Origin of the sequence: Nonomuraea jabiensis (genome assembly GCF_014204795.1) — a bacterium.
Taxonomy (GTDB): domain Bacteria; phylum Actinomycetota; class Actinomycetes; order Streptosporangiales; family Streptosporangiaceae; genus Nonomuraea; species Nonomuraea jabiensis.
Genome location: NZ_JACHMB010000001.1, coordinates 7,404,139 through 7,417,806, shown reverse-complemented (window position 1 = coordinate 7,417,806; position 13,668 = coordinate 7,404,139). Strand labels below are relative to the sequence as shown.

General features: G+C 70.7%; 11 protein-coding genes. 4 read left to right on the top strand and 7 right to left on the bottom strand.

Annotated features, from left to right (window positions below; all coding sequences use genetic code 11):
* Positions 1-267 precede the first annotated feature (267 nt).
* The 5 genes from HD596_RS33930 to HD596_RS33910 all read right to left on the bottom strand — a co-directional run bounded on the left by HD596_RS33930 (position 268) and on the right by HD596_RS33910 (position 5,266).
* Positions 268-1,089 carry a MetQ/NlpA family ABC transporter substrate-binding protein gene (locus tag HD596_RS33930; protein WP_185073306.1) on the bottom strand — a complete coding sequence of 274 codons (822 nt, stop codon included), beginning with the start codon at positions 1,087-1,089 and terminating at the stop codon, positions 268-270.
* A gap of 9 nt (positions 1,090-1,098) precedes the next feature.
* Positions 1,099-1,755 (bottom strand): methionine ABC transporter permease, encoded by a 657-nt coding sequence (locus tag HD596_RS33925; protein ID WP_185073305.1) that lies wholly within the window; start codon positions 1,753-1,755, stop codon positions 1,099-1,101.
* Positions 1,752-2,708 carry a methionine ABC transporter ATP-binding protein gene (locus tag HD596_RS33920; RefSeq protein WP_185073304.1) on the bottom strand — a complete coding sequence of 319 codons (957 nt, stop codon included), beginning with the start codon at positions 2,706-2,708 and terminating at the stop codon, positions 1,752-1,754. The genes HD596_RS33925 and HD596_RS33920 overlap by 4 nt, the downstream gene beginning before the upstream one ends.
* Positions 2,709-2,973: 265 nt before the next feature.
* Positions 2,974-4,260, bottom strand: a complete 1,287-nt coding sequence (locus HD596_RS33915; protein WP_185073303.1) for an alpha-amylase family protein — start codon at positions 4,258-4,260, stop codon at positions 2,974-2,976.
* Positions 4,244-5,266 carry an FUSC family protein gene (locus HD596_RS33910; RefSeq protein ID WP_185073302.1) on the bottom strand — a complete coding sequence of 341 codons (1,023 nt, stop codon included), beginning with the start codon at positions 5,264-5,266 and terminating at the stop codon, positions 4,244-4,246. The genes HD596_RS33915 and HD596_RS33910 overlap by 17 nt, the downstream gene beginning before the upstream one ends.
* Before the next feature lie 98 nt (positions 5,267-5,364).
* On the opposite strand from HD596_RS33910, the gene HD596_RS33905 reads away from it, so the two are divergent.
* Positions 5,365-5,790: a MarR family winged helix-turn-helix transcriptional regulator gene (locus HD596_RS33905; RefSeq protein ID WP_185073301.1), complete on the top strand. Its 426-nt coding sequence runs from the start codon at positions 5,365-5,367 to the stop codon at positions 5,788-5,790.
* Here the strand turns inward: HD596_RS33905 and HD596_RS33900 are convergent.
* Both HD596_RS33900 and lon read right to left on the bottom strand, forming a co-directional pair.
* Positions 5,787-6,884 carry a Fic family protein gene (locus HD596_RS33900; RefSeq protein WP_313045451.1) on the bottom strand — a complete coding sequence of 366 codons (1,098 nt, stop codon included), beginning with the start codon at positions 6,882-6,884 and terminating at the stop codon, positions 5,787-5,789. The two genes, HD596_RS33905 and HD596_RS33900, sit on opposite strands and share 4 nt — an antisense overlap.
* Positions 6,885-6,981: 97 nt before the next feature.
* A complete protein-coding gene (lon, locus tag HD596_RS33895; protein WP_185073299.1) occupies positions 6,982-9,339 on the bottom strand; it encodes an endopeptidase La in 2,358 nt (785 codons plus the stop codon).
* 177 nt (positions 9,340-9,516) lie between these two features.
* On the opposite strand from lon, the gene HD596_RS65055 reads away from it, so the two are divergent.
* Genes HD596_RS65055 through HD596_RS33880 form a run of 3 tightly spaced genes read left to right on the top strand, consistent with a single transcriptional unit; the run spans position 9,517 to position 13,333 of the window.
* Positions 9,517-11,208, top strand: coding sequence for a sensor histidine kinase (locus HD596_RS65055; RefSeq protein ID WP_185073298.1), 1,692 nt, complete (start codon positions 9,517-9,519; stop codon positions 11,206-11,208).
* Between the two features lie 49 nt (positions 11,209-11,257).
* The gene (locus HD596_RS33885) at positions 11,258-11,914 is read left to right on the top strand and encodes a response regulator (RefSeq protein WP_185073297.1); all 657 of its coding nucleotides are present in this window, start codon (positions 11,258-11,260) and stop codon (positions 11,912-11,914) included.
* Between the two features lie 57 nt (positions 11,915-11,971).
* On the top strand, positions 11,972-13,333 hold the full coding sequence (locus tag HD596_RS33880; protein WP_185073296.1) for a phenylacetate--CoA ligase family protein: 1,362 nt from the start codon (positions 11,972-11,974) through the stop codon (positions 13,331-13,333).
* Positions 13,334-13,668 lie beyond the last annotated feature (335 nt).

Sequence of the window (13,668 nt, the reverse complement as noted above, 5' to 3'; positions counted from 1 at the left end):
CGTCGAGATATCCGGAAGCCTCGTCACTTCGCAGCGGCATGAGTCGCCACCGTACTTCTGCTTGGCCAACTGCCCCCACCTGGGAGGAGGGGGCTCACTCTCGCGACTGCCGACTGGCTGCCGGACGACCGTAGCGTATGGGCGGTTGACAAACGCCCCGGACGGCGTGCCGTCCGCGATGGGGTGATGGCCGATAGCAGGCCAGGAGCCGTTTCCCGGTTACCCGGTGCCTTCAGCCTCGCCCATCACCTGTGCGTAACCATACCATTACTCGGCGGGGATGACAGAGCCCTCGTACTTCTGCTTGATAAAGTCCTTGACCTTCTGGTCCTGCAGCAGCTTCCCGAGCGTGACGATGTTGGCGTCCTTCTCGTGGCCGGCCTTGACGACGAGGCCGTTCACGTACGGGTTGCCCTCGGTCTTCTCCAGCACCAGCGCCTGCGAAGCGGGCTTGAGCCCCGCCTCGATGGCGTAGTTGCCGTTGATGACGGCGGCGTCCACGTCCTCCAGCGAGCGCGGGAGCTGAGCGGCTTCGAGCGGCTTGAACTGCAGCTTCTTCGGGTTGTCCACCACGTCGCGCTCGGTGGCGGCGGTGCCGACGCCGTCCTTGAGCTTGACCAGGCCGTTGTCGGCGAGCAGCTTGAGCGCGCGGCCCAGGTTGGTGGCGTCGTTCGGCACGGCCACGGTCGCGCCGGCGGCCAGCGCGGACACGGAGGTGATCTTCTTGGAGTAGAGGCCCAGCGGCTCCAGGTGCACCGGCGTGACGAAGGCCAGCTTGGTGCCCTTGGAGGCGTTGAAGTCGTCCAGGTAAGGCTTGTGCTGGAAGAAGTTCGCGCTCAACTGGCCCTCGTCGAGCTGCACGTTCGGCTGCACGTAATCGGTGAACTCCACGACTTCGAGCTTGAGCCCGGCGGCCGGGGCCAGGTTCTGCTTGACGAAGTTGAGGATCTCCGCGTGCGGCACCGGGCTGGCGCCCACCTTCAGCACGGTGTCGGCCGACTCGGCGGCCTGCGTCGCGGACTGCGACGATCCGCATGCGGCGAGCGACAAGGCCAGCGCAACAGCACCCGCTATATAACGAAATTTCATGATTTTTCCTTATTTGTGAGATAGGCGCCGAGCGACCCAGTCGCCCAGGCTTTGGAGAAGTTGCACGATCACGAGCAGCAGGACGACGGTCACGATCATCAGCAACGTCTCGAACCGTTGGTAGCCGTACCGGACCGCCAGGTCGCCCAGCCCGCCGCCGCCGAGCGTGCCGGCCATGGCGCTGTAGCCGATGAGCGCGACGACGGTCACGGTCAGGCCCGCGACCAGCCCGGGCAGCGCCTCGGGCAGCAGGACCTTGCGCACGATGGTGGCCCGGCTCGCGCCCATGGCCTGCGCGGCCTGCACCACGTCCGGGCCGACCTCCCTGAGCGCCGTCTCGACGAGGCGGGCGAAGAACGGCACCGCGCCGACGGTGAGCGGCACCACGAACGCGGCCGTCCCGATGGTCGTGCCGACGACGAGCCGGGTGAACGGGATGATCGCGATCATCAGCACGATGAACGGCAGCGACCGCCCGATGTTGACCACGAACCCGAGGGCGGACTTGAGCGCCGGCGCCGGCCGCAGCCCGTTCCGGTCGAACACCACCAGCGCCACGCCGAGCGGCAGCCCGAGCAGCGCCGTGAACAGCGTCGACCAGCCGACCATCTGCGCCGTCTCCAGCGTCGCCGGCCCGAGCAGCGGCAGGATCTCGTCCCAGTTCATGCGCCTTCCACCTCCACGATCAGGCCCGCGTCACGCAGGTACGCCAGCGCCGCGGCGGTTTCGGCGCCGTCGAGGGCGACCCGCAGCCGGCCCACCGAGCCGCCGGCGAGGTCCTCGATCGAGCCGCCCAGGATGCTCAGGTCCACGGAGAACTTCCTGACCACCTCCGACACCACCGGCTGCCGCGGGTCGCCGGTGAACGTCAGCGTCACCGAGCCGGCCGGGGCGGGCTCGGGCAGCGGGAAGATCTCCCTGGTCAAGCGGGCTCCCGGGGTACGGATGAGGTCCGCGATGGCGCCCGACTCCTCGATGCGCCCGTTCGCCATGATGGCGACGGAGTCGCAGACGCTCTTGACGACGTTCATCTCGTGGGTGATGAGCAGGATCGTCAGGCCCAGCTCGGCGTTGAGCCGCTTGAGCAGGGCGAGGATCGACTGGGTGGTGGCCGGGTCGAGCGCCGAGGTGGCCTCGTCCGACAGCAGCACGGACGGGTTGCCCGCGAGCGCCCTGGCGATGCCGACCCGCTGCTTCTGGCCGCCGGAGAGCTGGTTCGGGCGGTCCTTGCCGCGGCCCGCGAGCCCGACGAGCTCCAGCAGCTCGGCCACGCGGCGGTCGCGCTCGGCCCTGGGCACGCCCATGATCTCCAGGGGGAAGGCGACGTTGCCCGCGACCGTGCGCGAGTTCAGCAGCGCGAAGTGCTGGTGGATCATGCCGATGCGCTGGCGGGCGCGGTTGAGCTCGGCGCTGTGCAGCGCGGTCAGGTCCTGCCCCGCGACGGTGACGGTGCCCGCGGTGGGGCGTTCGAGCAGGTTGACGCAGCGCAGGAGCGTGCTCTTGCCGGCGCCGCTCTGGCCGAGCACGCCGTAGATCTCGCCTTCGCGCACGTGCAGGTCGACGCCGTCCAGCGCGACGGTGTCCCCGTACTGCTTGCGCAGGCCTGAAGCCTGGATCACGGAATATCCCCACGACTGAGAGCGGCCCGTCGGCGGGCCGCGGAAACGTACATCACATGAAGGAAGAAAGGGGGCGGCGTCAGCGGGTGCCGGGGTGGAAGGGCAGGTGGCTCAGCCTGCGCAGCACGAAACAAGGTGCGATCATCATGACCTTCACGGAGGAACGGGCGGATCTCTGCTTCAGCTCGGCATTCGCCCCATACGACAACACGAGCCGTCCCGGTGGGCGCTCGTGTCGTACGCGTATGCCTCGTTCACGCCGGTTTCAACGGATCCCTTGACTCCCCTTATTCCCTACTTCGTTAGTGATCTGGGTCACGATGCGCCAGCCGTGGGCGGGGACCAGGGCCGGGTCCCCCCGGTCGTCCGGGAAGGCGGGCCGCGCGTCGCCGATGAGAAAGCGGTGCGGCTGGTCGCCGAGGTTCAGCAGCGTGAGGACCTCCTCGCCGGGTCCCCCGCGGCCGCGGAGCGCGACGGTGGTGTTGGTGAGCTGTTCGGCGGTGGTCCGGGCCCGGTGCAGCCACGGGTGGCGTCTGCGGAAGCCGATGAGCCGCTGGTGGAGCCGGTACACCTCGGTCCCGTACGGCGCCAGGCCGCCCGGCTCGGCGGGGAACGCCGGCCTGATCGCGTCGTCGCCGCCCGCCCGTTCCTCCTTCAGCCCCTGGAACGCCTGCTCGTCGCCGTAGTAGACGCTGGGCAGGCCCGCGACGGTGAACAGCACGGCCAGCGCGTGTCCGAGGTGGCGGGGGTCGTCGAGCCGGGTGGCGAGCCTGGTGACGTCGTGGTTCCCGACGAACGTGAGCGGCACGAACGTGTCGAGCAGCTGGTCGTGGCGGTCGAGGGCCCAGGCGAGCTCGAAGAGGTTGCGGTCGTTGAGCGAGCTCCAGATGGCCTTCCACAGCTCGTACTGGGTGACCGAGTCGAGCCCCGACTCCGTGACGTAGCCGGCGTAATCGCCGTGGATCACCTCGCCGCCGAACCACGCCTCGGGATGCCGTCGGCGTACCTCCGGCAGGACCTTGCGCCAGAACCACGCCGGCACGGCGTACGCGGCGTCGAGCCGCCAGCCCGAGGCGCCGCGGCGGAGCCAGTGGTCGAGCACGCCGGTGACGTACTGCTGCACGGCGGGTTCGGCGTGGTCGAGCGTGACGAGCCCGTGGTGGCCCTCGAAGACCTCGTGGCCGCCGGGGCCGCGCCTGAACCAGCGTTCGCCGGCCGCGAAGGAGCGGCCCACGTGGTTGAACACGCCGTCGAGGACGATGCGCAGCCCGCGGTCGCGCGCCTTGGCGACGAGGGCGTCGAAGTCGCGGTCGTCGCCGAGGCGCGGATCGATCCTGAGGTGGTCGACGGTGTCGTACCCGTGAGTCTCGGCGGCGAAGACCGGGCCGAGCTGGAGGCCCGAACAGCCCAGCTCGACCGCGTAGTCCAGCCACGACTCGAGATGGCGCAGGCGGTGCCGCACGCCGTCGGCGGGGTCTGCCGTGGCGGGCGCTCCGGTGAAGCCGAGCGGGTAGACGTGCCACCAGATCGCATGTTCAGCCCATGACGGCACGAACGCTCCTTTCCCGGCGTACCACCCAAGGCAGATAACCGATCCCCAGGGCCAGTACGCAGCCGATGGCCGTGTCCGCCAGCCGGTACCCGATCGTGGGGGGTGGCACACGTGCGCCGCCCTCCATCAGCAGCAGGACGAGCGGGGTCATGACGGTCGCGTACAGGGTGTAGTCGCGCTCCTTGAGCGCCGGCCTGGCCGCGGCCAGCGCGGCGACGAGCAGCACGAACAGCCACGACGGCGGCGCCCACACCAGCACGGCGGATCCGGCGACCACTCCGGCGGCGGTGCCGGCGGCCCGCTCGGCCGACCGCCTGGCCGCGCCGTCCAGGCGGCGCCGGACGACGATCACCACGGTGACGGCGATCCACGACGCGGTCGGCTGCGGCCACAGGAGCCCGACGGCCTCGGCGGTGGCCAGGCAGGCGGTCAGGCGGATGGGGTACTGCCACCCGGACGCGTTCCCCAGCGTCCTCCACCAGCGCCGCAGCAGTGCTCTCGCCGGAGGAGCCGGCCGGGGCAGTTCCCCCGGCTCGGCGGGCCCCTTCCGCGCGTGGAGGCAGAGCGCGGTGACCAGCAGGCCCCACGCCGCGCCTCCGGCGAACAGCACGGCGGCGGCGACCGGCTCGACGCCCTTCGCCAGGCCGGTGCTGATGACCATGAAGACGATGAAGCGAGTGCTGTGCTCGGCCATCGGGCGGCTGATGCCGCCGGCCACCGCGAGCAGGCCCGCGATCAGCACGACGGTGACAGCGGTGAGCCACCCGCGCCCCGCGGCCAGGACCCCGGCGAGCCCGGCCACGGCGGTGCCCGCCACCGCGGCGGCCCCATGGATCAGGAGGCGGCGAAGGCCCGGCCGGACCTCGCCGGCGAAGAGGCCGCTCACGGCCAGGGCTCCGATGGCGGCCAGGGCGCCGACCGCGGGCCGCCCCGCGGCGACCCCCCACGCGACCGGCCCGCCGAGCCCCAGCCCGGCGGCCGCCATGTGTCGCAGCTCGATCCGCACGCGCCGCAGCCTATCCCAATTTCCTACGCATTACGTAGTAAGCGAACGCGCTCTCGTCGCTTGATGCGGTCGAATTAGTAAGTGCTATCGTAATAATCATGGACGACGAGGACCTGCGGGCCACAGCCGTGGCACTCCGCCGGGCGACGATCGGCCTGGCGCGGCGGCTGCGCGACGAGCGCCCCGCGCACGGCCTCGGCCGCCTGGCCCTCTCCCTGCTCGGCCACCTGCACCGGCGCGGCGCGATGACGGCGGGAGAGCTCGCCGCCGCCGAGCACCTCCAGCCCCAGTCCGTGACCCGCGCGCTCGCCTCGCTGGAGGAGCAGGGCCTGATCCGCCGCTCGCGCGGCGAGAGCGACCGCCGCAGGCACCACATCGTCCTCACGCAGGACGGCACGGCGGCGCTCACCAGGCAGGTCGGCACCGCGGATCTGTGGCTGGCCGAGGCCATGGCCGCCCAGCTCACCCCGGCGGAGTGCCGCATCCTGGCGGTGGCCGCCGACCTGCTCGAACAGCTCCGCTAGCGGTACGGGTCGCGTAGCGGGGTGACGCGTTCGGCGAAGTCGGCCTTGATCCGCTCCATGCGCGGCCCCGGGGCGTAGAAGCGGCCCTTGGTCTCGCCGTACGGCCGGAGCCAGCCCTTGGCGGCCAGATCGCGCAGGTCACGCGCGGCCTGCCCCTGGCTGAGGCCCTCGTCGGCCTGGTAGCGGCTCCTGCGCAGCCGCCTGTTCACGAAGACCTCGTAGAGCGCGGAGACGGTACGGCTGTTGAGCCCGTCGGCGTCGACCTGTTCCTCCAGGAGCATCCAGATCTCGCCGGCTTCGGCGAGGCGCTGGCGGACCCGCTGGGCCTGCATGTGATGCGCCTTCAAACAGAACCGCACCCACCCGAGCATCTCTCCATGCGGCCGCCATGCGCCTTGCTGAGTCTCGCGAAGCGCGCGGTAGTAGTCGATCGTGTTCTCGCCCAAGCCGAGCCACTCCTCAATGGAGGAGAACTCGGGGGTGAGAATCTGATCCCTGCCGAGGACCAACGTCTGCAGAGCGCGCGACATCCTGCCGTTACCGTCACGCCAGGGATGGATCGAGACGAGGTTGAAATGCGCCATCGCGCCGCGCACATAGCTCGGCGCGTCGGGATCCCCGCCGTTCAGCCACTCGACAAGCTGGTCCATCAGGCCGGGCACCTGCTCGGCGTCCGGCCCCTCGTAGACGACCTCTCCGGTCGCGGAATTGCGCACATAGATGCCGCCCGGCCGCACCACACCGGGGGTCTTGTCGCGATGATGGCCGATCATCATGAAATTGAGCGAGTTGAGCAGCCCCACGTCGAATCGGAATACCGATGCGCGAGACAGCAGCTGGATGAAGGTCAACGCCTGCTGGTATCCCGCGATCTCCCGCGCCACCGGCGCGGACGTTTCCAGCGGCTCCTCTCCCGCCATGATCGACTGGATGTCCTCGACGCTGGCCTGGTAGCCCTCGATAGAGTTAGAGCCCTGGATCGCCCGCGCCTGCAACTGTCTGCGCAGCTGCCCGTCCCACCGATGCGTCTCGGCGAGCCGGTACTTCAGGTCGCGCCGCATCTCCTCGATCTCCTCGAGGACCGCCTTGTCCACGGGCTCCAGCGCCGGGGTCTCGTACAACATGCCCCCATGACAGCATGGGCGAATCATCCAGTCAAATGACTGAATGATTCGCCCACTTATGCCCTGATTAGGCGGCGGCCGTGGCGGCCACCTGCGCCGGGGTCAGCGCGATGTCGAGGACCTCGCGCACGTCGCTCACCGTGTGGATGGTCAGCTCCTTGCGGACCTCCTCGGGCACGTCGTCCAGGTCCGGCTCGTTGCGGGCCGGGATGAGGACGGTCGTGATGCCCGCCCGGTGGGCGGCCAGGAGCTTCTGCTTGACGCCGCCGATCGGCAGGACCCGCCCGGTCAGGGAGATCTCGCCGGTCATGGCCACGTCACTGCGTACGAGCCGGCCCGACAGGAGGGAGGCCAGCGCGGTCGTCAGCGTCACACCGGCCGAGGGGCCGTCCTTGGGCACGGCGCCCGCCGGGAAGTGGACGTGGACCGAGCGGTCCTTCAGCGCTGTGACCGGCAGCTCCAGCTCCGCCCCGTGCGAGCGGAGGTAGGACAGCGCGATCCTGGCCGACTCCTTCATCACGTCGCCCAGCTGGCCGGTCAGCGTGAGGCCGGTCTCGCCGGTCTCCGGGTCGGCCATGGACGCCTCGACGTACAGGACGTCGCCGCCCGCTCCGGTGACCGCCAGGCCCGTGGCCACGCCCGGCACCGAGGTGCGCTGGGTGGACTCGGGCAGCGACGACTCCGGCACGAACCGCGGCCGTCCGAGGTAGCCCACGAGGTCGCCCTCGCCGACCGTGACGGGCAGCTCGTCCTTGGCCGCCACCTTGCGCAGGATCCTGGCGACCGAGCGCTCCAGCGACCGGACGCCCGCCTCGCGGGTGTACTCGCCGGCCAGCTTGCGCAGCGCGTCGTCCTCGACCTTGACCTCCTCGGCGCTCAGCCCGGCCAGCTCCAGCTGCCGGGGCAGCAGGTGGTCGCGGGCGATCGCGACCTTCTCGTCCTCGGTGTAGCCGTCGAGCGTGACGATCTCCATCCGGTCGAGCAGCGGCCCGGGGATGGCCTCGAGCACGTTGGCCGTGGCCAGGAACAGCACGTCGGACAGGTCCAGCTCGACCTCGAGGTAGTGGTCGCGGAAGGTGTGGTTCTGGGCCGGGTCGAGCACCTCCAGCAGGGCCGCCGTCGGGTCGCCGCGGTAGTCGGCGCCGACCTTGTCGACCTCGTCGAGCAGGACGACCGGGTTCATCGAGCCGGCCTCGCGGATGGCGCGGACGATGCGGCCGGGCAGCGCGCCGACGTAGGTGCGCCGGTGGCCGCGGATCTCGGCCTCGTCGCGCACGCCGCCGAGCGCGACGCGTACGAACTTGCGGCCCATCGCGCGGGCCACGGACTCGCCCAGAGACGTCTTGCCGACTCCGGGAGGGCCGGCGAGGGCGAGCACGGCGCCGCTGCGGCGGCCGCCCACCACGCCGAGGCCCTTGTCCTGGCGGCGCTTGCGCACGGCCAGGTGCTCGATGATGCGGTCCTTCACGTCGGACAGGCCCGTGTGGTCGGCGTCGAGCACGGCCCGCGCGCCGGTGATGTCGTAGTTGTCCTCGGTACGGTCGTTCCAGGGGATGTCGAGCACCGTGTCGAGCCAGGTGCGGATCCAGCCGGTCTCAGGGGACTGGTCGGAGGTCCGCTCCAGCTTGTCAACCTCCTTGAGCGCGGCCTCGCGCACCTTCTCCGGCAGGTCGGCGGCCTCGACGCGGGCGCGGTAGTCCTCTTCCTCGGTCCCGGTGTCGCCGTTGAGCTCCTTGAGCTCCTTGCGCACGGCGGCAAGCTGCTGGCGCAGCAGGAACTCGCGCTGCTGCTTCTCCATGCCCTCCTGGACGTCCTTGCGGATCGTCTCGGCGACGTCGAGCTCGGCGAGGTGCTCGCGGGACCATTCGACCAGCTTGGCCAGCCGTTCGGCGGGGTCGGCGGCTTCGAGCAGCTCGACCTTCTGCGCCGTGGTCAGCCAGGGGGTGTAGCCGGAGCTGTCGGCCAGCACCGAGGGATCGTCGATCTGGTTGACCTGGTCGACCACCTGCCAGGCGCCGCGCTTCTGGAGGATCGTGGTGGCCAGCGCCTTGTACTCCTTGGCCAGCTCTTGAGCGCGCTCGCCGGCGGCGACGGTGTCGATCGTGTCGGCCTCGACCCACAGCGCGGCACCCGGGCCCGTCGTGCCGGTGCCCACGCGGACGCGGTTGACGCCCCGTACCACGGCGGCGGGCTCGCCGCCCGGCAGCCTCCCGACCTGCTCCACAACGGCCTGCACGCCGATGGCGCCGTAACGGCCGTCGATCCGGGGAACGAGGAGGACCCGCGGCTTGTTGCCACCGGATGCACGGGCAGCGTCGATGGCGGCCCGCACCTCGGAGTCGGACAGGTCCAGCGGAACCACCATGCCCGGCAGGACGACCTCGTCGTCCAGCGGCAGGACCGGAAGGATCAGGCTCTCACTCATGCGAACTCCAAAGGGTTGAGTTATACCGACTCAATTCATTGGAGCCCTTCGTTGTTCCCTCTCTTGCCGATGTTCGCTCACGGCGATCGTAATTGTGTAAGCGATACCTGAGAGGGACGTGCGGGATCAAACCCTGGTGTGACGCCTGGCGGGGCCCGCGCCCGTACCCTTGACCAGGTGATCTCCGTCCCCCGCCGCCGCTTCCTCCTCAACCGCCGCCGTCGCGCGGGCGCCGGGGAGTGGGCAGGGGCGCCAGGCGAGGGCGGCGAGGAGGCGGTGGCCGAGCCGCACGACGATGAGGCGGCAGCCCGGCGGGGTGGTGGCGGGGAGCGTGCGGACGAGCGGGTCGGCTGGTCACCGTCCAGCACAGACGGCGAATGGAGCGACAGCCAACGGAACGACGGCCAAGGGACCGGCGGGGAGGTGAGCGACGCCGAGCTGAGCGACGGCGAACGGGCGTTCTTGGGGCCGCTCGGGACGTCGGCGGGACCGGAGTTCTCGGGGCGGCACGGGACGTCGGCGGGACCGGAGTTCTCGGGGCGGCACGGGACGTCGGCGGGACGGGTCGGGTGGGCCGTTCTGGGAGCGTTCGGGCTCGCCTTCTTCCAGGGTGACGCCGATCCGCCGCCCAAGGCGCGGCGGCTGGCGTTCGGGGTGCCGCAGTGGCTCAGACCGCTCGTCCCGATCACCACGATCAGCCTCGTCCAGGTGGCGGAGCTGATACTGGCGCTGCTGCTCTACCTGCAGACGCAGAGCACGGTGCGGTCGTGGATCTCCGCCCCACCGCCCGCGCCGGATGGACGAGGGCCGATCTGGGACGGCTTCGTCTACCTCACCGCCGTGGCGGTCGCCCTGCCCATCGCCCTGCGCGACCGGTGGCCGCTGGCGGCCTGGCGGGTGTCGATCGCGCTGATGCCCGTGGCCGTCGGGGTCACCAGGACGGTCGGGTTCTCCGACGGCGGGATGCCGTACACGACATGGCTGATCATCTCCCATCTGCTGGTCCTCTACTCCGTGGCCGTGCGCTGCGACCGGCGGATCACGGTGGCCGTCTGGGTCGTCATGTTCCTGGCCACGTGGATCATCGACCCCGACTCGATGCCGGTCACCATGGTCGTGGTGTCGGTGGCGGTGCTGTTCGGCTACAACGTCCGGGTCCGCCGTTCCGCCACGGCGAAGCTGAAGACGGAGGAGCGGCGCACCCGGCAGGCCGAGAGCGCGCAGGCGGTGCTGGCGGAGCGGGCCCGCATCGCCAGGGAGCTGCACGACGTGGTCGCGCACCACATGTCGGTGATCGCGATCCAGGCGGAGGCCGTACCGCTCAAGGCCAGGGGTGATCCGGCGCAGCTGGAGGCAGGGCTGGCGGAGATCCGGGGGCTGTCGCTGGAGGCGATCGCCGAGCTGCGCCAGGTCCTCGGCGTGCTGCGCGATCAGGACGGACGCGTCGACACGGCCCCTCAGCCCGGGCTCGACCGGCTCGACGAGCTGGTCTCCAACGCCCGGGCCGCCGGGCTGGCCGTGCTCGTCGAGCGCGCCGGCCCGCTCGACCGGCTGCCTCCGGCCGTGGGGCTGTCGGCGTACCGGATCGTGCAGGAGTCGCTCAGCAACGCGATGCGGCACGCGCCCGGCTCGACGGTGACGCTGGACGTCGCGCACCGCCGGGGTGAGCTGCGGCTGCGCGTCGCCAACGGCCCGAGCGCCGCGCCCGGCGCGGGGCCGGGCGCCGGTCAGGGGGTGGTGGGCATGCGCGAACGGGCGACGCTGCTCGGCGGTACGCTCGACGCCGGTCCCGTGGCGGGCGGAGGCTTCGAGGTACGCGCCACGCTGCCCGTCACCGACGCCGGCGAGGAGGCCCATGAGCACTCCTGACGATTCGTCACAAGGGACGGCGCCGGATGGCCGCGGAGAGGGAGAGGGCTTGATCCGGGTTCTGATCGCGGATGACCAGGGGATGGTGCGCACGGGGTTCACCGTGTTCCTGAGCGGGCAGCCGGACATCGAAGTCGTGGGCGAGGCGGCCAACGGGCGGGAGGCCGTGGAGCGCGCCTCGGCGCTGCGCCCCGACGTGGTGCTCATGGACGTGCGCATGCCGGTCATGAACGGCCTGGAGGCGACCAGGGAGCTCATGTCCCGGGGCGGGGCGCCGAAGGTGCTCATCCTGACGACGTTCGACCTCGACGACTACGTCTACGAGGCGTTACGGGCCGGGGCCAGCGGGTTCCTGCTCAAGGACGCCTCCGCCGCCCAGCTCGTGGAGGCGGTGCGGGTGGTCGCGGCCGGGGAGGCGCTCATCGCTCCGGCGATCACCAAGCGGCTCATCCACGAGTTCGCCAAGCTGGGCGCGCGGCGACCGGTGCCGGGCACGCGGCCGGCCGAGCTGACCGAGCGCGAGACGGAGGTGCTGACGCTGGTCGCGCAGGCGCTGTCCAACCAGGAGATCGCGGAGAAGCTGTTCGTGGCGGAGCAGACGGTCAAGACGCATGTCGGGCGGGTGCTGATGAAGCTCGGCCTGCGCGACCGCGCCCAGGCGATCGTCTTCGCGTACGAGACCGGCCTGGTCCGCCCCGGCGAGTAACCCGTACCAGTCTGGCGCCCCGTTCCCCTTCGGGGGCCGCCGCCGTACAGTCGGCTGATGGACCCGGTTGAGCTCTTCCATCAGGTGGCGGCGACCGTTCCCGCCTACAGAGCCTTTCTGGCGGAGAACCACATCAACCCCGAGCAGGTCACGACATTTCAGGATTTCGTCGGGCTGCCGATGACGTCCAAGGAGAACTACACCCACCGCCACCCCCTCCCCGACCTGTGCAGGAACGGCACCATCGGCGACATCATCGCCGTGTCCTCCGGCTCGACCGGCGTCCCGTCCTTCTGGCCGCGCTCGGCGGCGGACGAGCGGGTGATCGCCGCCCGTTTCGAGGAGGTCTTCAGGGACTCCTTCGGCGCCCGCGAGCGCCGTACCCTCGCCGTCGTCTGCTTCGCCCTGGGCACCTGGGTCGGCGGCCTGTTCACCGTCAACTGCTGTCGCCACCTGGCCGAACGCGGTTACCCGATCACCGTGGTCGCCCCCGGCACCGACCGGAGGGAGATCCTGCGGGTCATCCCCGAGCTGGCGCCCCACTTCGACCAGGTCGTACTCCTGGGCTACCCGCCGTTCCTCAAGAACGTCATCGACACCGAGGACCTCCCCTGGGCCGACTGGGACATCAAGCTCGTCACGGCCGGCGAGGTGTTCAGCGAGGAGTGGCGCACGCTGGTCGCGCAGCGGGCGGGGATCGCGGATCCCGTCCGGGGCATCGCTTCCCTGTACGGCACCGCCGACGCGGGCGTCCTGGGCAACGAGACCCCGCTGTCCGTCGAGATCCGGCGCTTCCTGTCCACGCGCCCGGACACGGCCAGGGAACTGTTCGGCGAGTCCAGGCTTCCGACGCTCATCCAGTACGACCCGAAGGTCCGCTTCTTCGAGGAGCACGAGGGCACCCTGCTCTTCTCCGGCGACAACGGCATCCCGCTCATCCGCTACCACATCGCCGACGAGGGCGGCGTGGTGCCGTACGAGGACATGCTGGGCTTCGTCCGGCGGCACGGCTTCGAGCCGGCGGCCGAGGGGCCGGAGCGGCCGTTCGTGTACGTCTTCGGCCGCAGCCACTTCACCGTGTCCTACTACGGCGCGAACGTCTACCCGGAGAACATCGCGGTCGGCCTGGAGCAGCCGGAGGTCAGCGGCTCGGTCACCGGGAAGTTCGTGATGGAGGTGGTGGAGGACGCCGACCGGGACCGGCACCTGACGATCACGGTGGAGCTGATGCCCGGCGAGAAACCGACCGACGAGATCGCCCAGGCCGTGGGCGGGTCCATCCTGGCCCAGCTGCGGCGGCTGAACAGCGAGTTCGCCCACTATGTGCCTGTCCCGCAGCAGGTGCCGTTCATCCGGCTACGGGAGTCCGGCGACCCGGAGTACTTCCCTCCGGGCGCCAAGCACCGCTACACCCGCTGACCGGGGGCGGCCGATGCGGACCTCCGCGACCCGCCACCACCGCCAGGCGCAGTCCTGAATCGGCAACATCACCCGCCCCCCACTTGCACAGACCGCCACCACACACAACACACGCCCAGGAACCCCGCCGCCCCGGCCACGCCGCAGCCCTGAACCGGCAACGTCTCCCACCTCCACTCACACAACCGGCACCACACACAGCGTCGAACCGAAGACCCAGCCCCGCCCTTGGAGAAGTCGGCGGCGTTGCGGATGGCTGGCTCCTTTTGGCATGACCGGAGAAGGCCGCGGAGCGCGCGACCGCGCCCACCCGGGACGGGTTGCAGGCAGCCCTC

Bases quoted from the DNA above. Each gene is read 5' to 3' on its own strand.
- HD596_RS33925 (WP_185073305.1), bottom strand. From the start codon at position 1,755: ATGAACTGGGACGAGATCCTGCCGCTGCTCGGGCCGGCGACGCTGGAG.
- HD596_RS33930 (WP_185073306.1), bottom strand. From the start codon at position 1,089: ATGAAATTTCGTTATATAGCGGGTGCTGTTGCGCTGGCCTTGTCGCTC.
- lon (WP_185073299.1), bottom strand. From the start codon at position 9,339: ATGAGTGAGAGCCTGATCCTTCCGGTCCTGCCGCTGGACGACGAGGTC.
- HD596_RS33905 (WP_185073301.1), top strand. From the start codon at position 5,365: ATGGACGACGAGGACCTGCGGGCCACAGCCGTGGCACTCCGCCGGGCG.
- HD596_RS33880 (WP_185073296.1), top strand. From the start codon at position 11,972: ATGGACCCGGTTGAGCTCTTCCATCAGGTGGCGGCGACCGTTCCCGCC.